Raw genomic sequence first — 23,402 nt, forward strand, 5'->3', positions numbered from 1 at the left:
CACACTTTGTCTAAAGGATCATTAATACGTTTAGAAACTTTTTTATATTGTTTTTGTGGTAGCCCTCTTCTTTCTATATTTCTAGCAGTACGTTCTAAAAATCCTGCTTTAGCTGATGCAATAACTTGGTTTAAACCTGCTTTTCTTAATGTCATATATACCTTTACTTATTGGTGTGTTATTCTTTTCCCAGACATCTTTGCAACTAATTAATTTGTTTAGATGTCTATTTTATTATCGGCAAAGAAAACTGTCACCCCTCGGCAATAATATCTGTCATTGCATAGACGTGAGTATATAAAAAAAAGAGCCTTTAGGAAACTAAAGACTCTTTTCTTGGATTTAGGGATTTAAAAGATGTAAAAAATTACATATCAAATCTTAGACCAGCCATTAAGTTACTACCTCTATAGCGTGTTCCACCTTCTCTTCCTGATGTACCATCGTTAAATTTAATAGCTTTAGTTTTTGTTTTACCGTAATCTCTCCAGCTATAAACTAGTTCAGCTTTTACACCTTGAGCAACTTCAAATGATGTTCCTAAAGATAATTGATAAGCAAAATTTGTTTTATTTTTAATATTTATCTTCTTATTGTGATCAGCGGCAAGATTGGGATCAGCGTATGCATATGAAATTTTTTCTTTCACCATTGCAGCACCAATACCAGCACCAGCAAAAACTTTAAACATATTTAAGTCAACTACGTCAACATAACCATTTAATAAAAAGCTTACAATATTAGGTCTATGCTTTACTGAAACTCTATCACCATCTAAATCATTTCCTGTCTTTTTTAAATGATTACTTGTTACTAATCCAACTGTGAAATCAGTTCTTAGATTATCCATAATATAGTAACCTGCTCCGATTTCACCAGTAAAGCCAGTATTAGACTTCATTTTTATTCCTGTAGGCTTATTTTTTTGGCTATCAAAAATCACAGCACCAGCATCTAATTTTAAATACCATTGATTCTCCATAGCTGATGCTGGCATTGATGAATTCATAGCTGAATCAGTCATAGGGGCATTCATCACAACTCCTTCACAAGGATCAGTAGCAGCAAATATTGCAGCTGAAGATAAAATAGCTGTACTTGCAGCTGTTATTAAAAGTAATTTTTTCATATTATTAATATTCCTTAAATTATTTGTTAGTTATTAAAATTAAGATTTAGATAAGATTATTACCTAATCTAATAAAAATAGTTCCAAGTAATAGAAAAGTTATTTTAATTACTTGAAACTATTAAATATCGCTTATTATTTGATTATATATCAAATCTTAAACCTGCAGTTAGGTTATGGCTTTGATAACGTGTTCCTTTAACTTGTTTGTTTCCTACACCAGGTAAATTTACATTTCCACCTTTTGCCTTACCATCACTTATCCAGCTATAAGCTAACTCTGCTTTAACTCCATCAGAGATTTGTGAAGAAGCACCTAAAGTTAGTTTGTAAGCAAAATTAGTTGTGTTTTTGCTTGAATAAGAAGTAGAAATAGTAGCACCACTATTAATTCCAGAATATGAAACTCTTTCTTTCAGAATTGAAGCACCGATACCAGCACCAGCAAAAACATCAAACATTTCAAAGTTAGATAGATCTACGTAACCATTAATAAGTAAACGTGTGATATTAGGCTTATAGCTTGATGAAATATTATCTCCCTTGACATTGCCAGACTTCTTTAATTTACCACTGAATGTAGTACCTAAAGTTAAGTCAGCTCTGAAATTTTCTGCAATATAGTTACCAACACCAATATCACCAGTAAAAGCTGTCTTAGATTTTAATTTAAGACCAGTTAGGCTGTCCTTTTCTTTATTGAACATTGCCGCACCAGCATCTACTCTTAAGTACCAGCTATCATTCTCGCAATCAGCGAATGAAAGGGCGGAAGATAAAACTGTTGCACTTGTAGCAGCTATTAAAAGTAATTTTTTCATTTTTAGTACCTCAATAATTTGAATTAATTAATAAAAAGCTATCTTTAGGGCTGGTATAACATACTATTATTAATTGTGCTACATTAATATATAAAATTAATAGATTAAAACAAGAACTTTAGATAAGTTTGTGACAAAATAGACACAAATAGATAATTAGCCCTTTTATACACCAATATATTTATTAAATTTATCTTTTTCATCTTTGAATTTATCAGCATCTGGCAGAGCGGGTTTTTTCTTAGTAATAACTTGCCATTTCTCATGTTCTATAAAGTGTTTTGCTCGCTCTACCCATTCAATTAATTCTGGTGATTCAGGTTTTATTGCATCTATTGGGCAGTCAGGCACGCATACCCCGCAATCTATACATTCATCCGGATTGATAACCAGCATGAACTCACCCTCATAGAAACAATCTACCGGACATACTTCGACACAATCAGTATATTTACATTTCACGCATTCATCAGTTACAACATAAGTCATTTTTTATTTACTTTTAATTTTGTTTGTTAATATAACCTTAATTATAAATTATAACTAATATATTTTTTTGCAAATTGACCATGTACCGCTACAAGTCAATTTGCTACAATTTTACAAAACTTACGCTATGTTTGGTTCTAAATATCGTAAAGATGGAGAACGCAGCTGTTGTTGCATATAGTCATCTAAAAGCCCTAACTTTATTTGGTAAACCGTTTTACCGATTGTATTTGCAGTCCTTTTGAGAAATGCCCAAACTAAAAATGCCCAACTAATATGATTACGTTGAAGACGCTGTTTCCTGCATTGACAACGTTCTATCCCAGTAAGTTGCTTAATTTCTCTGTGCATGCTCTCAATTACCCATCGAAAGCCACACTCATCTTGTGCAGCTTTAGAAGATTTGTGAGTTTTGTTATTGGCAACAACATACTCAACTCTGTTGGTAGAAACAGTAAATTTAAACAAATTAACATGCTTATTTTTAGCAAAGCCTTTTATATGAATCTCTACTCCATGCCTGATCTTCATCTGAAAATGTCAACTCTTTTACAGCTTTATAAGGTTTAGAATCGTGTGTTTTACTAACGTTTCTATTGGCTTTAATAGGGGCATAATAATATTTCCCCAGAGAGTCAACATGTTGCATAATTTTGTGTGTAGAATACCATGTGTCAAAAAGTACTGTTTGAAAAGGAATCTTCTTGCTATAAACAGCATTATTTAACATGTTTAATAGGTGTTCTAGTTTTGTTGCTCCATCATGATCAGGTGCAAAAATTCGATAATCTATTACCCAAAACTTATTAATATCAGGGTTATAATATACCAGACTCACTACTCCTATACCTTTAGTAACTCTACCTGTAGCTCCACTGTACTGCGATCTTGCAATTTCTATTTGCTTCGTATTCCTTTTATTTAAAACCGTATCATCAAATATTGTATATCCATTAGATGAAAAAATAACATCATTCTTGATGTGTTCCCATAACAAAGAAGGTGTATATTTTTCATTCCTTAAAAATCTATTAATAACATCATGACTACATTTCTTTGCATGTTCAGCGTAGTAGGTTAAACTATAATTCTTTTGGCTAACTATTAAAAATTGACAATAATCTGTCCTATTAATTGGTATTGCTTGCAACTTTATCCTCTTTGACATGTTTAATTATTTTTACAATAATTTATCACTTTTTTACTCATAGCGTAAGTTTTGTATTATGATAATAATAGGTTTATCTGGATGTTTAATTACAGTGTAAATTAACATAACAAACGCTTTGTAGTCGTAATAGTTCTTAGCTTTGATAATTTTTATTAAGGTGAGATTTAATTTTTTGCAGCTTATATTTGTATCATGGCAAATTCTTTCGCTTTTTGTATTATAAGGAGGCAATAAGAGGAGAATGGCTTTAGAGGTATGGTTAATTTGATTTAGCATATTATTGCTCCCAGTTATAACTTAATTGATTTAAGTTTTAACCACCAATGAACGTAAGCTTTGGTGGTTGGGGAGTTCAAAAAAACCGCGACTAACAGCTCACAATAGGTTTTAAGCTTAAGGTAGTACCTTAAGCTCTGGACATGCCTATAGTCATCCCCAACCATAAGTGCTGAGGATTGCATCATAATAATGGCTGATGCATGTGCCATAATCGCAAGAGGTTTTGAAGCCCCAAAATAGCATTGCTGCTATTTCAGTTAAAATTTATACCTAACTATTTGAAAAAGTCAACGGATTTAGGTTTTGTTAGTAAGTAGATTATATACTATTCCCAATAGTACCGGACAGTTTTTATTATATATCATTCCCGCAGAAGCGGGAATCCAGCATAAAGCGACAAAACTTACGCTATGTTATAGCAAATATGCTAAAAACCCTTACTACAAAGCTATGTTTTTACAGTGCATCACTTTATAATATCCTTTAATTTATAGGAATTATATCAAACATAGCGTAAGTTTTGGCGAGATAAATCGAGCTTTTATATTCTACAAAATTGCTGTATTTAGACTTTTTTTCTGGATTCCCGCCGTTGCTAAGAATAGCATATAAGGTCACCTATACCTGAATAAAATATAACATTTTTTTAAAACTGTCCGGTACTGTGTAATAATGACTTTAGGACTATGCCTGCCTAATTCTAATTTATTGTATAGTGCTAGCTTTTATTAGCTCTTTGAATAAAACTAGGTCTATGCCATTATCATTGACATATTCAGGGTGCCACTGTACGCCGATAAGAAATTTATGGTTTGTTGATTCTATTGCTTCTATAATCCCGTCTTCTGCTTTTGCTGATATAATAAGATTATTACCAATTTGTTTAATGGCTTGATGGTGAGTTGAATTAACCATTGTGCTCAGCTTATTATTTGCCATTTTAGCAAGCTTAGTATTTGGCTTTATACTAATTGCATGCGAGACTATATCTTTAGGATGAGGCTGTGTATGGTTTATGATTATAGGCTGTTTTGTCTCTTCAATATAATCTGGAATATGCTTAATAAGAGTGCCACCTAGAACAACATTTATTAGTTGCATCCCTCGGCATATTCCTAAAACAGGTATATTTTTTTCTAACGATTTCTTTAAAATTAATATTTCAAAATTATCACGCTCTTCATTAGAAATTACTACATCTTCAGCATATTCAGGCTCATAAATTTAGGGTGTATATCTTCATCACCGCCAGGTAATATAACACCATCAATAAAATCCATGAGATGATCTATTGTTTCAGCTTGGTATGGTAGTAACATAGGGACGCCGCCAGCTTCGATTATTGCATCGGTATAATTCTTACGTAATGCATACCAAGGAAAGACGGTATAAGTATATTTCTCACAATTTTGAGCTAAATCAGGAGTAATTCCTATTATAGGTTTTCTATTCATGTTTTTCATATAGAAATAATAAAATTAAGTTTCTGATCATGTAATTCAACAGGAAAGTTATCTATAACTTGTTCTTTTAAACAAACACCGGCAGTTAATATATCTTTATTATTATTTATGTATCGATCAAAATGTCCTTTACCATAACCAAGTCTATAGCCATCTTTACTAAATGCCAGACCTGGAACAATTATCAATTCTGGTTCATAGAAATCATTATTTATCGGTTCTAAAGTTTTAAAACTCCCTAAAACTAATTCATCATTAAAATTATAAGCACAATATTTTATTTCATTATTTATGATTTTAGGCAGAAAAAATTTTATTTCATGATGAATATTTAATATTGCAAGCAGGTTAATTTCATATTTTAGTGGGTAATATATTCCCACATGCTTTACTTTTAACTGTTTTAATAAATTACTGACTTGATTTAGTAAAGAAGTTTTTGTTAAATCAGAATTTATTTTATCTATATTTTTCGTTAAAAGCTCCTTGAAATGCAAACGTAATTCTTGTTTAGTCATTATGACTTTACTATTTGCGTGTCGAACACTAAATCATGAAGCATCTTATTATCTTCTCTCATCACCATCATAATAATGCTTATTACAAAAAGTATACCAGTTAAATTAATCACATAAAAAGCGATAAATCTAATAAATGCTTCACTACCTTTAAGAGTAGTTCCATCTTGATGAACTACTTTTAAATCTAATAATTTTTTCCCAATAGAGGCTTGTATTTTTGAAGATTCTAGGTAAGAAAAGTAAAATCCTGAAATAATAAAAAATAAAGCAATTTCTATTATAGTGTCTTTTACATATGCTATATTCAATGATAGCAACATTCCGATTATAATTTTGTCAATTAAGAAAGCAAATAATCTTCTAAGAATCATAAATTATTCCTCAATATGCGGTGGTGTCTCAAATGTATGGAATGGTGGAGGAGAGGTAAGTGTCCACTCTAGTGTATCAGCTCCATCGCCCCAGGGGTTATTGGGGCAATCTTTACCATATTTCAACGTATAGAAAACGATAAACACGAAATATAAAGCAGCTGCCATAGAGATTCCTGCCCCTATCGATGAAACCATATTCCAACCGGCAAAAGCTTCAGGGTAGTCCGGTATTCTTCTTGGCATACCTGCAAGTCCTAAGAAATGTTGCGGAAAGAAAGTGAGATTAACACCAACAAAGGTAATCCAAAAATGGATTTTACCTAAAATTTCCGGATATTGCTTGCCTGATATTTTACCAAACCAGTAATAAAAGCCAGCAAATGCGGTAAATAAAGCACCAAGCGACATCGTGTAATGGAAATGTGCCACAACATAATATGTATCGTGCAGAACTCTATCAAGTGCGGAATTTGATAAGATTATACCCGTTACGCCGCCAATCGTGAATAATATGATAAACCCAATAGAGAATAGCATAGGTGTTGGAAAAGTAATCGAACCACCCCACATAGTTGCGATCCAGCTAAATATTTTGATACCTGTTGGAATTGCAATAATCATTGTTCCGGCAGTAAAATATATAAGTGCGTTGTAGGAAAGTCCAACTGTAAACATATGGTGAGCCCATACAATAAATCCGACAAAGCCTATTATTGCCATAGCTCCAACCATGCCTTGATAGCCAAATATTGGTTTACGTGAGAAAGTAGAAATAACTTGGCTTACAATACCAAAGCCTGGGAGTATTACGATATATACTTCAGGGTGACCAAAAAACCAAAATAAGTGCTGAAATAATACCGGATCACCGCCACCATCAGTTTTAAAGAAAGTAGTACCGAAATTACGATCGGTAAGTAGCATAGTGATAGCTCCGCCAAGCACCGGCATAGCTAAGATTATCAAGAATGCAGTAACTAAAATAGACCAAACAAATAATGGCATTTTAAATAAGCCCATCCCGGGTGCTCTCATATTAAAGATAGTAACGATTAGGTTAATTGAGCCAAGAATTGATGAAAGACCTGTTAAATGCAGACTGAAAATAGCCATATCAACAGCTGCTCCTGGATGTCCGCTTATACTGCTTAGAGGAGGGTAGAGCGTCCAGCCCGTTCCTGGTCCGCCATCAACAAACGCTGACCCCATAAGTAGGATGAAAGCCGGAACTAGTAGCCAAAAACTGATATTGTTAAGGCGTGGGAATGCCATATCGGGAGCCCCTATTAATAAAGGTACGAAATAGTTACCGAAACCACCGAACAAAGCCGGCATGATCATAAAAAACACCATAATTACCGCATGGGCAGTAATCAGCACATTATATAGCTGGAAATCATGATTTAAGAAAGTTCCGCCAGGCATTGCAAGTTCTAGCCTAAACAGCAGCGAAAACAACCCGCCGACAATTCCGGCAAATATGGCAAATATGATATACATAATGCCAATATCCTTGTGGTTAGTAGAAAACAGCCACCGCCTCCAGCCATGCGGAGTGTGATGGTCATCGTGGTTTAGGCCTTCTGTAGTTATATCCATAATTGTTATTCTGTTTGTGTTAATATATTTTTTTAGTTACCATGATTCATTACCTAGGGCATCTTCGCTTTTTTAAATATAATTATTTGTCAATTTTGGCTTTATTATGTTGATCGAAAAGCTTTTTCGGTGTCATCCCGTGACTTGTCCACGGGATGGCATATGTAAAACATTATTTCTTACTCGCAACCCAATTATCGAAATCCTCTTTACTTACTACCTCTATAGCAATTGGCATGAAGCCGTGATTGATACCGCAAAGCTCTGAACACTGCCCATAATATACACCTTTTTTAGCGACTCTTGTCCATGTTTCATTTACTCTTCCGGGTACGGCATCTATTTTAAAACCAAGAGATGGAACAGCAAAACTATGTATTACGTCACCGGCTGTAATTAAAAACCTAACTGTAGCATTCTCAGGTATCACTATCCTATTATCAACATCTAATAATCTTTTTTGGTCAGGTTTTAGATTTTCATCTGAGATCATAACGCTATCAAATTCTATATCATTATGATCAGGATATATATAATGCCAATACCATTGATAGCCTACTACTTTAATAGTTAAGTCCGCTTGAGGTATTTTTTCGGCGTGACGTAATATTCTAAAAGATGGCACGGCAATAATCACTAAAATTATTATAGGTATTACAGTCCAAATTATTTCTATTAAAACATTATGCGAAAATTTTGCTGGTACTGGATTATTCCTTGCATTAAATCTAATACATACAAAAGCTAATAATCCTGCAACAAATAAAACTATAGCAGTAGAGATATAAAGTAAGAAATCGTGGAATTTATGTAATTCTTCCATGATCGGACTTGCAGGTGGCTGAAATCCCATTTGCCAAGGCAAAGGCTCAGAAGCAAAGCAAAAACTACTAAATAAAACTGAGCCAATTAAAGTAATAACATTCTTCATAAAGTACATAATACAGGTTATTTTTATATTAATATAAATGGATATGTATTTTAATTAAAGCAAAAATCGATAAATAAAATAAATTTTATATGCTATTAATGATGTTTGAGGTGGAAAGTGTACCTATATCAGGGTGTTGTATTAAGTCTATAACTTCTATTACTCGGGCATTTATTAATTTAACTTGAGTTTGTTTATTTGTTAGCTGAGGATCAGGTTTTGTTACAGCAATTACAGACGGACAAATATTTTGCACTAATAATGCATAATCGTTAAAACCTTTTAACTCAGGCAACATAAGTACTTTATTAACAAATGTAAGGGAACTTAAAATTTTTGCTCGTTGCAGTTGATTATGAATAGGTTTTCGCTTTTTATAATAAAAGTAATCCCCGCCGCAAGCAGCGGGGTATTTTAGAAGAAAGCTAGCTGATGATCCTCATGCAGTTTCTGATATTCCTTGCCTTGGTTTTTTACGTATTTTCCTATCATATTCTCATTTCCATGCTTACCTACCGTATTCGTAAAATATCCATCAGTCCAAAATTCTCCACCCCATAATTGTTTCTTTACCTGTGGACACTGTCTAAATATTTGACGAGCTGTAACACTTTTAATTGTTGTTACTATTTTTGTTACGCTATAGGTTGGTACAGATTGTACCAAAAAATGGACATGATCTTCATCAACCCCTATTTCTAAAAATTTTATTTGATATCTCTTTTCTATCTCTAAACATATTTCTCGTAATACTTGATCAACTGATACGTCAAACACTGCTCGGCGATATTTTGCTGGAAATACCATGTGATACAGCAGTACCGTAACATTATGACTTTTATGTATATATTTGCTCATTCCGCCATATTACGCCGCAAGCGGCGGGGAATATACCCAAAAGAGATTTAATTATTGTTTCATCAGGCTCTAAAGCAACGATCAAATATTTACCTTGCTTTTTAGCTTCATGTAAAAACTCTAAATGACCATAATGTAACACATCAAAACAACCTCCTACTAAAACTATTTTGCTATTTGGGAAACATTTTTTATTTGAAGAAATATTCTCATAATATTCTATTTTTGATAGCCTAACATCTTGATTATTAAACGAACAAGAGGCGAAGTTTGTAAGAATTAATAAAAATAGGAACAATCTAAACATAATTTTAATTATTAAAAATTAAAGGAAATTAACTTTAATAACACAAAAAATATAACAAAACTTACGCTATGAGTAAAAAAGTGATAAATTATTGTAAAAATAATTAAACATGTCAAAGAGGATAAAGTTGCAAGCAATACCAATTAATAGGACAGATTATTGTCAATTTTTAATAGTTAGCCAAAAGAATTATAGTTTAACCTACTACGCTGAACATGCAAAGAAATGTAGTCATGATGTTATTAATAGATTTTTAAGGAATGAAAAATATACACCTTCTTTGTTATGGGAACACATCAAGAATGATGTTATTTTTTCATCTAATGGATATACAATATTTGATGATACGGTTTTAAATAAAAGGAATACGAAGCAAATAGAAATTGCAAGATCGCAGTACAGTAGAGCTACAGGTAGAGTTACTAAAGGTATAGGAGTAGTGAGTCTGGTATATTATAACCCTGATATTAATAAGTTTTGGGTAATAGATTATCGAATTTTTGCACCTGATCATGATGGAGCAACAAAACTAGAACACCTATTAAACATGTTAAATAATGCTGTTTATAGCAAGAAGATTCCTTTTCAAACAGTACTTTTTGACACATGGTATTCTACACACAAAATTATGCAACATGTTGACTCTCTGGGGAAATATTATTATGCCCCTATTAAAGCCAATAGAAACGTTAGTAAAACGCACGATTCTAAACCTTATAAAGCTGTAAAAGAGTTGACATTTTCAGATGAAGAGATCAGGCATGGAGTAGAGATTCATATAAAAGGCTTTGCTAAAAATAAGCATGTTAATTTGTTTAAATTTACTGTTCCTACCAACAGAGTTGAGTATGTTGTTACCAATAACAAAACTCACAAATCTTCTAAAGCTGCACAAGATGAGTGTGGCTTTCGATGGGTAATTGAGAGCATGCACAGAGAAATTAAGCAACTTACTGGGATAGAACGTTGTCAATGCAGGAAACAGCGTATTCAACGTAATCATATTAGTTGGGCATTTTTAGTTTGGGCATTTCTCAAAAGGACTGCAAATACAATCGGTAAAACGGTTTACCAAATAAAGTTAGGGCTTTTAGATGACTATATGCAACAACAGCTGCGTTCTCCATCTTTACGATATTTAGAACCAAACATAGCGTAAGTTTTGAAAATAAAAACAGAAAGTATTTTAAATAAAACAATTTAAAAACTAAATTATTTTATAATTCTTATTGTAATTTATGTTTATATAGTTCATATTAATAATAACGAAACCAAGATAACTTCTAAGTAATCAATGAAAAATGACACGCTATCTTACGATTTTGATGATGTATTATCAGTTCCTTATCTTAGTGCACGATTCAAAAAAGTTCTTACCTCTGTTTCCCTATTACTATTTATAGCATTAGTTATATTTGTCTCTTTTGCTGTTAATAACTATGTGAATGATACTTTATCTATAACATTAGTACGTCCTGAGGCTGAAGAAATTCAAGAAGCAATTTCATTTAAAGAAGTAACGGTTAAAAAAGGCGATACTATAAATTCTATTCTGAGCGGTCAAAATATCCCAAGAAATGATATAGAAAAAATATTAAGCTTAATAAAAGAAAATAAATTATTGCCATCACTTAAAATAGGGCAGCAAATTACTTTTGAATATGAAACAAAAATTACTGAAAATGATAATGAGGATTTAACTTCTGAAACAGTATTTCTTAATAAGATTATTTTAGCTATAGATAAACTTAAGACTATTGAAATAATAAGAGAGAATGATAATTTTAAAATTGCAGAAATTATCGTGCCTTTAACAAAAACAGTAGCTAAGTCATCTGTAAATATCGAGTCAAACTTTATGTCTGCTCTTAAGAAGCTTGGTTTGTCAAACAATAATATAATAGAGCTGATTAATGCTTATGCTTATCAAATTGATTTTCAGCGTCAAATAAAAAGTGGTGATACTGCGACTGTTATAACAGAAAAATACGTAACAGAAGATGGTAAATTTTCTCATCACGGTAAGATTTTATATGTCTCGTTAAATCTTTCAGGAAAAGAATATAATATTTATCGCTATTCACATGATAATAATGTAAATAATCATGCATTTTTTTCTGAAGATGGTAAAAGTGTAAAAAGAAGTTTGCTTAGAACTCCTTTAAAAGTTATAAAAGTTTCTTCACAATATGGTATTAGGAAGCATCCTATACTTGGTTATAACAAAATGCATAAAGGGGTTGATTTTGCAGCACCGACTGGAACACCTATATATTCGGCGGGTAATGGTGTTATTACTGAAATAGGTTGGAAATCAGGTTATGGGAAATTTATCCAGATAAAACATAGCGGTACGTTATCTACTGCCTATGCTCACGCATCAAATTTTGCTAAAGGTTTAAAAGTAGGAAGTTTAGTAAAACAAGGCGATATTATAGCATATGTTGGAAGTACTGGTAGAGCTACGGGACCGCATTTACATTATGAAGTTAAAATTGATGGTAAACATGTTAATCCTATGTCCGTTAAAACAACACTAGGTGTAGAATTAAGCGGAAAAAAATTAGAAAAATTCAAACAGTTTAAGAAAGAAATCAAAACTTTGAATGTTAAGCTTGATAAAGAATTGCAGTCTAATAAAGTAGCTGAAGTTTCGCTATAATGTGTTAGGCGTGTGTCGTTTCGTGGTAGTCGTCATTGCGAGGAGCATAGCGACGAAGCAATCTCAGGAGTTATATTCTATTTCATGAGATTGCTGCATCGATGCTGTGTGCATCTCCTCGCAATGACGCCCTTCCTTTATTCCTTTGTAAAAATCCCTAAATAATTATGATTCTATCATTTAAAAAACTATATCTAACATTTGCCCGTAGTAGCCGTATTATAATAACATTAGTGATTATTGATCAATTGACTAAATGGTGGTTTATCAATAATCTAATATGGAAGCCTGGCTTGACCTTAAAGGTCACTTCTTTTTTAAATATGGTTTATACTTGGAATTATGGTATTAGCTTTGGTTTAATGCGTGATTATTACCAATATAGTAATATTGTGTTCTTAATAACAAATACGATTATTGTTTGTTATTTATATTATTTAATGATGAGTTCCAAAACCATAGGAGGTTTTGCGGGTTATAGCTTTGTAATTGGTGGTGCTATCGGTAATTTAATTGATAGATTCTTTCGAGGGGCAGTTTTTGATTTTATACATTTTCATTATCAAGATTATAGCTTTCCAGTATTTAATCTAGCTGACTGTTTTATTACACTTGGAGTAATTATCTTAGTGGAAGATTATTATAGTGCTAAAAAAAATATTGAAGAAAAAGCTAAAGAGAATTATGATAAAGCCCAAATTGAGGCTATGGCTGAAAAGATTCGTAATGCTCCACAAGGCGATAACGATAAAATATAATATAATCTAAATAATCTATAAGGTATTAAAGTGAGAAAAGTTTTTTTATTATTTACTGTTTTATTAATTACTTCTGCATGTAATAAAAAATTAAAAGAAACTGTAGGGATATCAACAGCTGGTCCTAATGAGTATCAAGTTCAGCGTAGTAAAGCTTTAGAAGTACCGCCTCATTATTATTTACCTGTTCCAACTAACAATCAAGCAGTTTATAATAATGTTAATGATCAGGTCAACCTTAATGAGGGTGAGCAAGCATTGATACAGGACATTAAGTAATGTTTTATGTCATTCCCGCGTAGGCCGGGAATCCAGCATAAAGCGAGATAAATCAAGCTTTTAATTTAAAAAACTCACTATATTTGTATTTTTTTCTGGATTCCCGCCTACGCGGGAATGACATCGTTTAATTAACTCATGACTATTCATAAAAGACAAAATATAGGTGTTTTTGGGCTTGGTAAAACCGGTATTTCGGTTTATGAAGAGTTGCAAGACAAATGTAATATAATTGTATATGATGATCTAGAAGCACATAGAAATAAGTTTGAGGAATTATTCGGTAAAAATTATATTATTCCTATATCTGATATAAAATGGCAAAGTTTAGATAAAATTGTATTAAGTCCTGGGATTCCTCTAACACACGAGATAGTCAAAATCGCAAAAAATTTTAATATCTCGATCATCTCCGACATAGATTTATTTTTCGAAAAATCTAAAGGTTTAAACCTCCTAGCTGTAACTGGTACTAACGGCAAGAGTACTACCACTGCTTTAATTAGTCATATCTTAAATAGTAATGGTTTAGATTATCCATTAGCTGGTAATATCGGTGTTCCGGTTTTGCAAGCTAAAGTAAGTAAGGATGGGTATGTGCTTGAATTATCTTCTTTCCAGTTAGATTTAGTGAAAACTTTTATTGCTAAAGTGGCAGTGCTTCTTAATATTACTCCTGATCATTTAGATAGGCATGAAAATATGGAAGGTTATATTACAGCAAAATCTAAAATTTTTGATCGAATGGATAAAGATAGTTACGGGATAATTAATATTGATAATGATTATTGCCATGAAATTTTTACAAATCTACAACAAAAACATCATATTAAATTAATCCCTTTTTCAGTTACTAAAATTCTTGAAAAAGGTATATCAATAGTTAATGATATAATTACCGATAATTTCTTTGAGCATATTAGTGTTAAACTAATGTTTAATAAGAGTCTTCAAGGAATTCATAACAGTGAGAATATTGCAGCAAGCTATGCAGTTGCTAGAATAATAGGTCTTGAGCCTGTAAAAATTGTTGAATCTATAAGTAGTTTTCAAGGACTGCCGCATAGGATGCAATATCTAGGTAGTACAAATGGTATAAATTTTTACAATGATAGTAAAGCGACAAACGCTATAGCAGCAAGGCAATCAATTAAAGCTCTTGATAATATTTATTGGCTTGTGGGCGGTATTGCTAAAGAGGGTGGTATTGAGGAAATAAAACCTTATTTTAATAAAATCAAAAAAGCTTATTTTTATGGGCAAGCCAAAGAAATGTTTGCAAATACTGCTAAGAATATAGTAGATTTTGTTATATGTGATGACCTTAAACAGGCTTTTGAACTTGCTTATAAAGATGCATTAAATGATAATGAGAGCATAAAAAATATTTTATTAGTACCTTGCTGCAGCTCATATGATCAATTTAAGAACTTTGAGGAGCGGGGTGAATTGTTTATAGCCTTAAGTAACAATCTTATAGCTAGAGGAAAAATTGAATAACTATAGCGTGAATAACGAAATATCGAATAATTTTATAAAATTATGGTGGCGTAGTACCGATCGCCAAATAGTTATTTCTTTAGTTATTTTATTTGTTTTTAGCTTAATGCTTGTGACTACTTCAGGTTCAGCAGTAGCAAGTAGAATAGGGCTGGAAGAAAATTATTTTGCATCAAGGCAAGTATTTTATCTAACAGCTGCCTCAGCTCTTATATTGTTATTTTCATGCTTTAATAAAAAATGGTTAAAGCGTTTTGCTATATTGGGTTTTATAGCTAGTGTAATTTTATTGATCGCTGTTAAATTCTTTGGTTACGAAGTGAAAGGAGCAACTAGGTGGATTAATATTGCTGGCTTATCTATTCAGCCGTCAGAATTTATTAAGCCATTTTTTGCTGTCGTTACAGGCTGGATATTATCGTTAAAATTTAATGATGATTTCCCAAGCTTTACAGTTTGCTCTATACTTTATTTTATTGTTGCTATTCTCTTAATCATTCAACCAGATTTTGGAATGCTTGTGATGATTACAGCAGTTTTTGGTATTCAGCTTTTTATTGCTGGTATGCCAATATTTTGGATTGTTCTAGCGGGTTTTTTAGGAATGATAGGAGTAACTGTTGCGTATTTTTGGTTGCCGCACGTTACACAAAGAATTAACTCCTTCTTAGATCCTGATAGTAGTGAGAATTATCAAGTTAGCAAGTCTCTGAAAGCTTTTGAGCATGGTGGTTTATATGGTAAAGGACCGGGTGAGGGGGCAGTAAAACAGGTTCTACCTGATTCACATACTGATTTTATTTTTGCCGTTGCTGGGGAAGAATTTGGGGCTATTATTTGCCTTATTGTTATAGGTATATTTGCGTTTATAGTGCTTAGAAGTCTTGCTAAGTTATTAAATGAGCAGGATAAATTTGTCCAATTTGCTGCTAGCGGTATTGTTGCACAATTAGGGCTTCAGGCAATAATTAATATGGGTGTAACTTTGCATTTATTACCTACTAAGGGTATGACGTTGCCTTTTATTAGCTATGGTGGCTCTTCAACACTTGCAATTGCTATAGCTACTGGTATGCTGCTTGGCTTTACTAGATACCGAACGCCGCTTGATTCCTATAAGATAAATAAAATAGAAATATGAAAAAAATAGTTTTAGTGGCAGGTGGAACAGGTGGGCATTTTTTTCCAGCAGTTGCTCTTGGGGAGGAATTGATAAAAAGAAAGTATGAAGTTCATTTTATTACAGATTTAAGATGTGAGAAATATATAAATCATGATGCGGGATTAATTTTTCATGTCATAGATTTAAAACGACCAAAAAATATTTTATTATTCTTGCCGTTATTATCGCTTGCTATTTTTAAAGCTATTAAATTGTTATTTAGTCTTTCTTCTTCTGCTGTAGTAGGATTTGGTGGTTATCCGGTTGTTGCTTCAATGTTTGCAGCAATTTTACTAAGAGTGCCGATTGTAATTCATGAGCAGAATTCTTATCTTGGAAAGGTTAATAGATTTTTTGCAAATTTTGCTAAGAAAATAGCTATCTCTTATAAAAATACCAAAAACTTGCCTATGGTAGTAAAAAATAGAACAGTAGTTACTGGCGGGATAGTGAGAAAGAATATTAGAAATTTGGATTTGGTGGTCAAGCGGCGGAATGACAAAGACCGTACCTTTAAAATTTTTATCTTTGGCGGCAGTCAAGGGGCTAAATTATTTTCAGAGTTAATACCTGATAGTATAAAAATTTTAATGCAAAAGCAGCCAAACCTTAAACTCCATATAACTCAGCAAGCAGCACTCGAGGATCAAGTAAAAATAAAAAATATATACTCAAATTTAAATATTACTTACGAATTAGCTGAATTTTTTGATAATATGGCAAATCAGTATAAAAATACTGATTTAGTGATTTCAAGAGCAGGAGCATCTACTATAGAAGAGCTAACTTATATAGGATTGCCAGCAATTTTTATTCCTTTGCCAAGTGCTGCCGATAATCACCAATATCATAATGCAAAATTATTAGAAGATGAGAAATGTGGTTGGTGCATGAAGCAAGATGATATATCAAGTGAAAAATTAGCCGAAAAAATGTTTGAGCTAATAAGTAATCCAAAGATACTAGAAAATACCTCGAAAAATCTATTAAAAAGAAAAAAAGAGGGGCATAAGTTGCTAAGTAACCTAATAGAAGAGCTAATTTAAACAATATAAGCTCTTTATTCTTGCAAGTTTGATTATTATGTGGCATTAATCATAATAGACTTTTTCATATGGCTTGTTTTTAAAGATAATTTGTCAAGTTATATAAATAAATCTAATTGAAGTTTTGGAATAATATATGTTGAAAAAAATTATAATATTATTTTTAGGTGTTTTTGTACTATCGGGTTGTACTGATAATTTTAGAGGTTACTTCCAAAAATCCGCAAATAATAGGTTAGTTGATAGTAAAGGTTTTAAAGGTGGTAAAAGAAAACCTTTATATAATAATAAATATATTAGTTTAGCTAAAAAGAATATAATTGAAGATAATCTTGACGATCCAGAGGATGACGATGATGATTACGATAATCCTTTAAGAGGGGAGCAAATTGATCCTGTCAAAAGAAATCGTGAGATATATCTTAAAATGATTAGACGAGATATGGAAAAATATAAAGCTGAATCAGGTGAATCTTCAGACGATGATAATATGATTTTAAGTAAAGCCAGTAAGAAAGTTAGAAAGGACAACACTGATAAAGAAAGAAAAATGCAAGAAGAGCTAGACCAAATAAAGGCAATGCTGAGAGAAACTAAGCGTGATATATCAAAATACACTTGTCCAAATGCAACAGCAAATCAAAATTATGTACCTCCAGTTTCAAACTACGAACCTGTAGCACCAGTTAAAAATAATAAACCTTATAATAATAACTCTAAGGTAAAGCAAAAATTTATCCGTGAGGATGATGATTATAGTAGCAACGCCTGCTCTATTTAGTATACTCGTTTTATTTGAAAAATTGGCGTCATTAGTAAAATCTTCAAAACGCCTTGCGAGGGAATCGAGTTTTTAATTTTAAAACTTACTATATGTACTTTTTTATTACTGGATTCTGTGGACAAGCCAAATAGTACCGGACAGTTATTATTCTATGTCATTCTTAGCTAGAAGCGGAAATCCAGAAAAATTAACATAAAAGCAGCAAGTTTTTTAAATAAAAAGCTCGATTTATCTCGCTTTATGTGGATTCCCGCCTCTAGCTAAGAATGACATATAAGGTCACCTATACCTGAAAAAAATATAACATTTTTTTAAAAATGTCCGGTACTATAGAATAAATCATGGGATGACTACCTTAGGGCGTTTTCCGATCCACGCAACAATGCCTCCCGTGGACAAGCAACTAGATGACACCAAAGTTGCTTTTCCTCGCAATGACGGTAAAAATCAATCCATGCGGGCAATGCCCTCATGGGATGACACCGAGCTTTATCTATTATTAAGCTATTTCAGGTATAGCTTCAGGTGCTTCTCCTATTAGTTTAAGTCCACAAATTTTGAATTGATCAACAAAATATTTAGGTATGGTGCTATATGATATAAAGTTTTCATCATGTATTTTTTTTGTGTAATTCAGGGGTGTCTACAATTTTAAATATCAAAACTTACGCTATGAGTAAAAAAGTGATAAATTATTGTAAAAATAATTAAACATGTCAAAGAGGATAAAGTTGTAAGCAATACCAATTAATAGGACAGATTATTGTCAATTTTTAATAGTTAGCCAAAAGAATTATAGTTTAACCTACTACGCTGAACATGCAAAGAAATGTAGTCATGATGTGAAAATTCAAGGACTAAGTAGAACAAAACCTATAAATTTTCTGCCCAAATTTCATTGGGGGTTTTATAACCAAAAATCTTTCTTGGCATGTTATTTAAAATCTCAGCAATATTGTCAAGACCTCTTTGTGTAACGGTTGTAATATCTGTATTTTTAGGTAAAATTCTATGAATCATAGAATTCATTTTCTCCACTAGTGCTTTTTGTCTAGGGCGGTATGGATCACAAAAGAAAGTTTGAAACCCAGATAGTCTATAAGCAAGATGCCCTACAAACTCTTTGCCATTATCCATAGTAATAGTCTTTCTAACACTACTTGGCAGCGTTTTGATCTTTTTTAAAAACCCAGTGGTAACTGTTTTAGCTCTTTTGGAGTTATTCAGCACTAAAATAATCTTTTGACTCTTTTTATCCACCAGCACACCGATATTCATACTTTGATTACCTTTATGAAATGTAAGATCTGCCTCAAAATGCCCTACTTCTAGCTTTTGCATTGCTATTGCATCACGCTGATGTATTGAGATCCTTTGTGGTATAATGATCCTTTGATGCCTTGTCCCCCTTTCTTGCCTTTTATATCTTTTAGACGGTAAATAGCTATATAACTTTAATCTCTTTTGGGTATATTCCCCGCCGCTTGCGGCGTAATATGGCGGAATGAGCAAATATATACATAAAAGTCATAATGTTACGGTACTGCTGTATCACATGGTATTTCCAGCAAAATATCGCCGAGCAGTGTTTGACGTATCAGTTGATCAAGTATTACGAGAAATATGTTTAGAGATAGAAAAGAGATATCAAATAAAATTTTTAGAAATAGGGGTTGATGAAGATCATGTCCATTTTTTGGTACAATCTGTACCAACCTATAGCGTAACAAAAATAGTAACAACAATTAAAAGTGTTACAGCTCGTCAAATATTTAGACAGTGTCCACAGGTAAAGAAACAATTATGGGGTGGAGAATTTTGGACTGATGGATATTTTACGAGTACGGTAGGTAAGCATGGAAATGAGAATATGATAGGAAAATACGTAAAAAACCAAGGCAAGGAATATCAGAAACTGCATGAGGATCATCAGCTAGCTTTCTTCTAAAATACCCCGCTGCTTGCGGCGGGGATTACTTTTATTTAGCTGCAACTGGAGAAGTGTAGACAAATCTATATATACTTTCTGTACTGATACAACAAGCTGTATTTTTGTCCAGTTTTAACTTTCCGGCTATAGCATCCGGTGACCATTTCTTGTGAATCATAGCATTTTTGATATAATTTAACAAAATAGGTAACTTCTCTATTTTTAATAACTCTTGCTGATGCATCCTTTTTTTATATTGTTCCTGAGCAACACAAGGCATATACTTACCTTTTACTTTATTTCTTTTTAGCTCCATACTAATAGTGCTTTTAGACCTCGTAAGATGTTGTGCTATCTTGTTAATACTGACTCCTAGGTCATACATTCTTTTTATTTCATATCTCTCTTCTCGAGATAAGTGTCTATATTTTCTGTTCATCATTACCTATTTAAAATCTTATTATTTTAAATAAGTTTTGTTCTACTTACTTATAGTATTTTCAATGTTATTAATAGATTTTTAAGGAATGAAAAATATACACCTTCTTTGTTATGGGAACACATCAAGAATGATGTTATTTTTTCATCTAATGGATATACAATATTTGATGATACGGTTTTAAATAAAAGGAATACGAAGCAAATAGAAATTGCAAGATCGCAGTACAGTGGAGCTACAGGTAGAGTTACTAAAGGTATAGGAGTAGTGAGTCTGGTATATTATAACCCTGATATTAATAAGTTTTGGGTAATAGATTATCGAATTTTTGCACCTGATCATGATGGAGCAACAAAACTAGAACACCTATTAAACATGTTAAATAATGCTGTTTATAGCAAGAAGATTCCTTTTCAAACAGTACTTTTTGACACATGGTATTCTACACACAAAATTATGCAACATGTTGACTCTCTGGGGAAATATTATTATGCCCCTATTAAAGCCAATAGAAACGTTAGTAAAACACACGATTCTAAACCTTATAAAGCTGTAAAAGAGTTGACATTTTCAGATGAAGAGATCAGGCATGGAGTAGAGATTCATATAAAAGGCTTTGCTAAAAATAAGCATGTTAATTTGTTTAAATTTACTGTTCCTACCAACAGAGTTGAGTATGTTGTTACCAATAACAAAACTCACAAATCTTCTAAAGCTGCACAAGATGAGTGTGGCTTTCGATGGGTAATTGAGAGCATGCACAGAGAAATTAAGCAACTTACTGGGATAGAACGTTGTCAATGCAGGAAACAGCGTATTCAACGTAATCATATTAGTTGGGCATTTTTAGTTTGGGCATTTCTCAAAAGGACTGCAAATACAATCGGTAAAACGGTTTACCAAATAAAGTTAGGGCTTTTAGATGACTATATGCAACAACAGCTGCGTTCTCCATCTTTACGATATTTAGAACCAAAGATAGCGTGAGTTTTGTAAAATTTTTGGTGTAATAGGTGAGTTTGAATTTAAAGTATTGTCTAGGTAATTTGAAACTTGATTTGTTTCAGTATCATTTTTTGAAAACATAAAATACCTATTATTTACAAAATAATAAATACATTATCAACTATTAATTATCAAGTTAATATTTTACAAAACTTGTTGATGATTGTTGTATTGTGGCGTGGATAAGTTTTCCCGTCATTGCGAGAAGAAACTGAAAGTTTCGACGAAGCAATCCAGTTTTATTATTATTTTTAACTGGAACCCGTGGACAAGCAACTAGATGACATCAAAGTTGCTTTTCCTCGCAAATGACGGAAAAGATCTCTATTTCACAAATACTAAATCACTATTTGATGAATCTTTAGAGTTATATTTATAATCTAGATATGAAAATTCTTTAAGTAATTCAGGAGAGTCAATTAGATTATTGGCAATAACATTCACCATATTCCCACGAGCTTTTTTAGCATTTATTCCAATAGTTGCTAACTTACCGTTTCTATTTTCTTTAAAATGAATATTAATTATAGGATATTTTAACTTATCCTGATTTATCACAGATGAATATTCCTGTGATGCAAGATTAAGCAAATATTTATGTTTATGATGCTCAAGCTTCTTATTAATATAATCTGTTATCTCATCTTGCCAAAATTTGCTCAAGTCATTTATTTCATCTAACTTTGTTGCCATTTCAAGCCTATAAGGTTTGATAGCATCGAGCGGTTTTAAAGCTCCATATAACCCTGATATGATAAGTAAATGCGATTGTAAAAAATTTATTGCATCTTCGCTTAAATTTTCTGATTGTATATTGTTAAAAACATCACCCGCATAAGCAAAAATAGCTGCTTTGCTGTCTTGCTTCTCAAAATTCTGAAATCTTTCTTTATTTAGATGTGCCAATTTCTCGCTGATATCCATAATTTTAGATAGCTGAGCTTCAGAATAATTTTTGACTATAGCAAGTAGTTGATTTGTTATTTTGGGAAAAGCAGGGGAGATTAGCTCCCCTTTAAAAGCTATTGGCTCAAAATTAAGAGTTTTAGCAGATGAAATAATAGTAAGCATTTAACGAACAGGAGGGTTTGGTACTGTTGAAACAGTACTAGCGATACTTCTATTAGTGTTGTTGACTGTTCTCATGATAGCATAGCTTGGATCACCATCAGCTTGTATTACTTCTTTTGACTTGGTGTTTTTTTGATTAGAACAGCCAGTTAAAGCCAAAGCAGCAAATAAGATTATTAAATATTTCATAATAAAATCCTTTTTATAAAAGTAATCCCCGCCGCAAGCAGCGGGGTATTTTAGAAGAAAGCTAGCTGATGATCCTCATGCAGTTTCTGATATTCCTTGCCTTGGTTTTTTACGTATTTTCCTATCATATTCTCATTTCCATGCTTACCTACCGTACTCGTAAAATATCCATCAGTCCAAAATTCTCCACCCCATAATTGTTTCTTTACCTGTGGACACTGTCTAAATATTTGACGAGCTGTAACACTTTTAATTGTTGTTACTATTTTTGTTACGCTATAGGTTGGTACAGATTGTACCAAAAAATGGACATGATCTTCATCAACCCCTATTTCTAAAAATTTTATTTGATATCTCTTTTCTATCTCTAAACATATTTCTCGTAATACTTGATCAACTGATACGTCAAACACTGCTCGGCGATATTTTGCTGGAAATACCATGTGATACAGCAGTACCGTAACATTATGACTTTTATGTATATATTTGCTCATTCCGCCATATTACGCCGCAAGCGGCGGGGAATATACCCAAAAGAGATTTAAGATAATGGCTTATGATGACTATGTCAAGCTACAACCAAGGACCAGCTATTGACAAAATATTAAAATACTGCTAGTAATTACAATACAAAA

Annotated in this window: 27 protein-coding genes and 2 pseudogenes; 10 read left to right on the forward strand and 19 right to left on the reverse strand. The window is 32.3% G+C overall.

The features are described 5' to 3' along the window. Nucleotides 1–367: 367 nt before the first annotated feature. The 14 genes and pseudogenes from AAGD55_RS02470 to AAGD55_RS12315 all read right to left on the reverse strand — a co-directional run bounded on the left by AAGD55_RS02470 (nt 368) and on the right by AAGD55_RS12315 (nt 9,777). Nucleotides 368–1,129, reverse strand: a complete 762-nt coding sequence (locus tag AAGD55_RS02470; RefSeq protein ID WP_341792012.1) for an outer membrane protein — start codon at nt 1,127–1,129, stop codon at nt 368–370. Between the two features lie 143 nt (nt 1,130–1,272). Then, nucleotides 1,273–1,950: an outer membrane protein gene (locus tag AAGD55_RS02475; RefSeq protein ID WP_341792013.1), complete on the reverse strand. Its 678-nt coding sequence runs from the start codon at nt 1,948–1,950 to the stop codon at nt 1,273–1,275. Nucleotides 1,951–2,115: 165 nt separating this feature from the next. Further along, nucleotides 2,116–2,439 (reverse strand): ferredoxin FdxA, encoded by a 324-nt coding sequence (gene fdxA / locus AAGD55_RS02480; RefSeq protein ID WP_341792014.1) that lies wholly within the window; start codon nt 2,437–2,439, stop codon nt 2,116–2,118. Nucleotides 2,440–2,559: 120 nt separating this feature from the next. Next, entirely contained in the window at nt 2,560–2,970 is a 411-nt protein-coding gene (locus tag AAGD55_RS02485; RefSeq protein WP_341792015.1) for a transposase, read from the reverse strand. Then, nucleotides 2,924–3,607, reverse strand: a complete 684-nt coding sequence (locus AAGD55_RS02490) for a transposase (RefSeq protein ID WP_341792016.1) — start codon at nt 3,605–3,607, stop codon at nt 2,924–2,926. The genes AAGD55_RS02485 and AAGD55_RS02490 overlap by 47 nt, the downstream gene beginning before the upstream one ends. Nucleotides 3,608–3,900: 293 nt before the next feature. Next, nucleotides 3,901–4,098: a hypothetical protein gene (locus AAGD55_RS02495; protein WP_341792017.1), complete on the reverse strand. Its 198-nt coding sequence runs from the start codon at nt 4,096–4,098 to the stop codon at nt 3,901–3,903. 496 nt (nt 4,099–4,594) lie between these two features. After that, nucleotides 4,595–5,343, reverse strand: a pseudogene (locus tag AAGD55_RS02500) (gamma-glutamyl-gamma-aminobutyrate hydrolase family protein). Between the two features lie 5 nt (nt 5,344–5,348). Further along, nucleotides 5,349–5,870 carry a 5-formyltetrahydrofolate cyclo-ligase gene (locus AAGD55_RS02505; protein WP_341792018.1) on the reverse strand — a complete coding sequence of 174 codons (522 nt, stop codon included), beginning with the start codon at nt 5,868–5,870 and terminating at the stop codon, nt 5,349–5,351. Further along, a complete protein-coding gene (locus AAGD55_RS02510; RefSeq protein WP_341792019.1) occupies nt 5,870–6,181 on the reverse strand; it encodes an RDD family protein in 312 nt (103 codons plus the stop codon). Before AAGD55_RS02510 ends, AAGD55_RS02505 begins: the two co-directional genes overlap by 1 nt. 66 nt (nt 6,182–6,247) lie before the next feature. After that, nucleotides 6,248–7,846 carry a cytochrome c oxidase subunit I gene (gene ctaD / locus AAGD55_RS02515; RefSeq protein ID WP_341792020.1) on the reverse strand — a complete coding sequence of 533 codons (1,599 nt, stop codon included), beginning with the start codon at nt 7,844–7,846 and terminating at the stop codon, nt 6,248–6,250. Between the two features lie 172 nt (nt 7,847–8,018). Beyond that, on the reverse strand, nt 8,019–8,786 hold the full coding sequence (gene coxB / locus AAGD55_RS02520) for a cytochrome c oxidase subunit II (RefSeq protein ID WP_341792021.1): 768 nt from the start codon (nt 8,784–8,786) through the stop codon (nt 8,019–8,021). A 76-nt stretch (nt 8,787–8,862) separates the two neighbouring features. Further along, nucleotides 8,863–9,156, reverse strand: a pseudogene (locus AAGD55_RS02525) (glycerol-3-phosphate cytidylyltransferase); the annotation flags it as partial. A gap of 35 nt (nt 9,157–9,191) precedes the next feature. Continuing rightward, nucleotides 9,192–9,635, reverse strand: coding sequence for an IS200/IS605 family transposase (gene tnpA / locus AAGD55_RS02530; RefSeq protein ID WP_341791202.1), 444 nt, complete (start codon nt 9,633–9,635; stop codon nt 9,192–9,194). After that, entirely contained in the window at nt 9,616–9,777 is a 162-nt protein-coding gene (locus AAGD55_RS12315; protein WP_410526111.1) for an adenylyltransferase/cytidyltransferase family protein, read from the reverse strand. Before AAGD55_RS12315 ends, tnpA (AAGD55_RS02530) begins: the two co-directional genes overlap by 20 nt. A 274-nt stretch (nt 9,778–10,051) precedes the next feature. On the opposite strand from AAGD55_RS12315, the gene AAGD55_RS02540 reads away from it, so the two are divergent. From AAGD55_RS02540 to AAGD55_RS02575, 8 genes are all read left to right on the forward strand, one after another. Continuing rightward, the gene (locus AAGD55_RS02540; RefSeq protein WP_341792022.1) at nt 10,052–11,101 is read left to right on the forward strand and encodes a transposase; all 1,050 of its coding nucleotides are present in this window, start codon (nt 10,052–10,054) and stop codon (nt 11,099–11,101) included. A gap of 135 nt (nt 11,102–11,236) precedes the next feature. Further along, entirely contained in the window at nt 11,237–12,604 is a 1,368-nt protein-coding gene (locus AAGD55_RS02545) for a M23 family metallopeptidase (RefSeq protein WP_341792023.1), read from the forward strand. 167 nt (nt 12,605–12,771) lie between these two features. Beyond that, complete coding sequence (lspA, locus tag AAGD55_RS02550) at nt 12,772–13,362, forward strand: signal peptidase II (protein ID WP_341792024.1); 591 nt, start codon at nt 12,772–12,774, stop codon at nt 13,360–13,362. 30 nt (nt 13,363–13,392) lie between these two features. After that, nucleotides 13,393–13,641: a DUF3035 domain-containing protein gene (locus AAGD55_RS02555; protein ID WP_341792025.1), complete on the forward strand. Its 249-nt coding sequence runs from the start codon at nt 13,393–13,395 to the stop codon at nt 13,639–13,641. A gap of 138 nt (nt 13,642–13,779) precedes the next feature. Further along, entirely contained in the window at nt 13,780–15,141 is a 1,362-nt protein-coding gene (gene murD / locus AAGD55_RS02560; RefSeq protein WP_341792026.1) for a UDP-N-acetylmuramoyl-L-alanine--D-glutamate ligase, read from the forward strand. 7 nt (nt 15,142–15,148) lie between these two features. After that, nucleotides 15,149–16,282, forward strand: coding sequence for a putative lipid II flippase FtsW (ftsW, locus tag AAGD55_RS02565; protein ID WP_341792500.1), 1,134 nt, complete (start codon nt 15,149–15,151; stop codon nt 16,280–16,282). Then, a complete protein-coding gene (murG, locus tag AAGD55_RS02570; RefSeq protein ID WP_341792027.1) occupies nt 16,279–17,349 on the forward strand; it encodes an undecaprenyldiphospho-muramoylpentapeptide beta-N-acetylglucosaminyltransferase in 1,071 nt (356 codons plus the stop codon). The genes ftsW and murG overlap by 4 nt, the downstream gene beginning before the upstream one ends. A gap of 136 nt (nt 17,350–17,485) precedes the next feature. Continuing rightward, on the forward strand, nt 17,486–18,130 hold the full coding sequence (locus tag AAGD55_RS02575) for a hypothetical protein (RefSeq protein ID WP_341792028.1): 645 nt from the start codon (nt 17,486–17,488) through the stop codon (nt 18,128–18,130). An 876-nt stretch (nt 18,131–19,006) separates the two neighbouring features. Here the strand turns inward: AAGD55_RS02575 and AAGD55_RS02580 are convergent. Continuing rightward, nucleotides 19,007–19,645: an IS30 family transposase gene (locus AAGD55_RS02580; protein WP_341792029.1), complete on the reverse strand. Its 639-nt coding sequence runs from the start codon at nt 19,643–19,645 to the stop codon at nt 19,007–19,009. Here AAGD55_RS02580 and tnpA (AAGD55_RS02585) point away from each other — a divergent pair. Beyond that, nucleotides 19,638–20,081: an IS200/IS605 family transposase gene (gene tnpA / locus AAGD55_RS02585; protein WP_341790826.1), complete on the forward strand. Its 444-nt coding sequence runs from the start codon at nt 19,638–19,640 to the stop codon at nt 20,079–20,081. The two genes, AAGD55_RS02580 and tnpA (AAGD55_RS02585), sit on opposite strands and share 8 nt — an antisense overlap. Nucleotides 20,082–20,112: 31 nt before the next feature. Here tnpA (AAGD55_RS02585) and AAGD55_RS02590 read toward each other — a convergent pair whose 3' ends face one another. Further along, on the reverse strand, nt 20,113–20,505 hold the full coding sequence (locus tag AAGD55_RS02590; protein WP_341792030.1) for a helix-turn-helix domain-containing protein: 393 nt from the start codon (nt 20,503–20,505) through the stop codon (nt 20,113–20,115). 105 nt (nt 20,506–20,610) lie between these two features. Here AAGD55_RS02590 and AAGD55_RS02595 point away from each other — a divergent pair, with 105 nt between their 5' ends. After that, nucleotides 20,611–21,489 carry a transposase gene (locus tag AAGD55_RS02595; RefSeq protein ID WP_341792031.1) on the forward strand — a complete coding sequence of 293 codons (879 nt, stop codon included), beginning with the start codon at nt 20,611–20,613 and terminating at the stop codon, nt 21,487–21,489. A 342-nt stretch (nt 21,490–21,831) separates the two neighbouring features. Here AAGD55_RS02595 and AAGD55_RS02600 read toward each other — a convergent pair whose 3' ends face one another. The 3 genes from AAGD55_RS02600 to tnpA (AAGD55_RS02610) are packed head-to-tail and all read right to left on the reverse strand — an operon-like array spanning nt 21,832 to nt 23,261. Continuing rightward, nucleotides 21,832–22,578, reverse strand: a complete 747-nt coding sequence (locus AAGD55_RS02600; RefSeq protein ID WP_341792032.1) for a YaaA family protein — start codon at nt 22,576–22,578, stop codon at nt 21,832–21,834. Beyond that, a complete protein-coding gene (locus tag AAGD55_RS02605; protein WP_341792501.1) occupies nt 22,579–22,770 on the reverse strand; it encodes a hypothetical protein in 192 nt (63 codons plus the stop codon). Between the two features lie 47 nt (nt 22,771–22,817). Next, the gene (gene tnpA, locus AAGD55_RS02610; protein WP_341790826.1) at nt 22,818–23,261 is read right to left on the reverse strand and encodes an IS200/IS605 family transposase; all 444 of its coding nucleotides are present in this window, start codon (nt 23,259–23,261) and stop codon (nt 22,818–22,820) included. Nucleotides 23,262–23,402: the final 141 nt, after the last annotated feature.

The sequence above is a fragment of the Rickettsia endosymbiont of Gonocerus acuteangulatus genome (assembly GCF_964026435.1).
GTDB lineage: Bacteria > Pseudomonadota > Alphaproteobacteria > Rickettsiales > Rickettsiaceae > Rickettsia.

Coding starts and splice junctions, on each gene's coding strand:
- AAGD55_RS02470 (WP_341792012.1), bottom strand. CDS start 1,129: ATGAAAAAATTACTTTTAATAACAGCTGCAAGTACAGCTATTTTATCT.
- AAGD55_RS02475 (WP_341792013.1), bottom strand. CDS start 1,950: ATGAAAAAATTACTTTTAATAGCTGCTACAAGTGCAACAGTTTTATCT.
- fdxA (WP_341792014.1), bottom strand. CDS start 2,439: ATGACTTATGTTGTAACTGATGAATGCGTGAAATGTAAATATACTGAT.
- AAGD55_RS02485 (WP_341792015.1), bottom strand. CDS start 2,970: ATGAAGATCAGGCATGGAGTAGAGATTCATATAAAAGGCTTTGCTAAA.
- AAGD55_RS02490 (WP_341792016.1), bottom strand. CDS start 3,607: ATGTCAAAGAGGATAAAGTTGCAAGCAATACCAATTAATAGGACAGAT.
- AAGD55_RS02495 (WP_341792017.1), bottom strand. CDS start 4,098: ATGGCACATGCATCAGCCATTATTATGATGCAATCCTCAGCACTTATG.
- AAGD55_RS02505 (WP_341792018.1), bottom strand. CDS start 5,870: ATGACTAAACAAGAATTACGTTTGCATTTCAAGGAGCTTTTAACGAAA.
- ctaD (WP_341792020.1), bottom strand. CDS start 7,846: ATGGATATAACTACAGAAGGCCTAAACCACGATGACCATCACACTCCG.
- coxB (WP_341792021.1), bottom strand. CDS start 8,786: ATGTACTTTATGAAGAATGTTATTACTTTAATTGGCTCAGTTTTATTT.
- tnpA (WP_341791202.1), bottom strand. CDS start 9,635: ATGAGCAAATATATACATAAAAGTCATAATGTTACGGTACTGCTGTAT.
- AAGD55_RS02540 (WP_341792022.1), top strand. CDS start 10,052: ATGTCAAAGAGGATAAAGTTGCAAGCAATACCAATTAATAGGACAGAT.
- AAGD55_RS02545 (WP_341792023.1), top strand. CDS start 11,237: ATGAAAAATGACACGCTATCTTACGATTTTGATGATGTATTATCAGTT.
- lspA (WP_341792024.1), top strand. CDS start 12,772: ATGATTCTATCATTTAAAAAACTATATCTAACATTTGCCCGTAGTAGC.
- murD (WP_341792026.1), top strand. CDS start 13,780: ATGACTATTCATAAAAGACAAAATATAGGTGTTTTTGGGCTTGGTAAA.
- murG (WP_341792027.1), top strand. CDS start 16,279: ATGAAAAAAATAGTTTTAGTGGCAGGTGGAACAGGTGGGCATTTTTTT.
- AAGD55_RS02575 (WP_341792028.1), top strand. CDS start 17,486: ATGTTGAAAAAAATTATAATATTATTTTTAGGTGTTTTTGTACTATCG.
- tnpA (WP_341790826.1), top strand. CDS start 19,638: ATGAGCAAATATATACATAAAAGTCATAATGTTACGGTACTGCTGTAT.
- AAGD55_RS02590 (WP_341792030.1), bottom strand. CDS start 20,505: ATGATGAACAGAAAATATAGACACTTATCTCGAGAAGAGAGATATGAA.
- AAGD55_RS02600 (WP_341792032.1), bottom strand. CDS start 22,578: ATGCTTACTATTATTTCATCTGCTAAAACTCTTAATTTTGAGCCAATA.
- tnpA (WP_341790826.1), bottom strand. CDS start 23,261: ATGAGCAAATATATACATAAAAGTCATAATGTTACGGTACTGCTGTAT.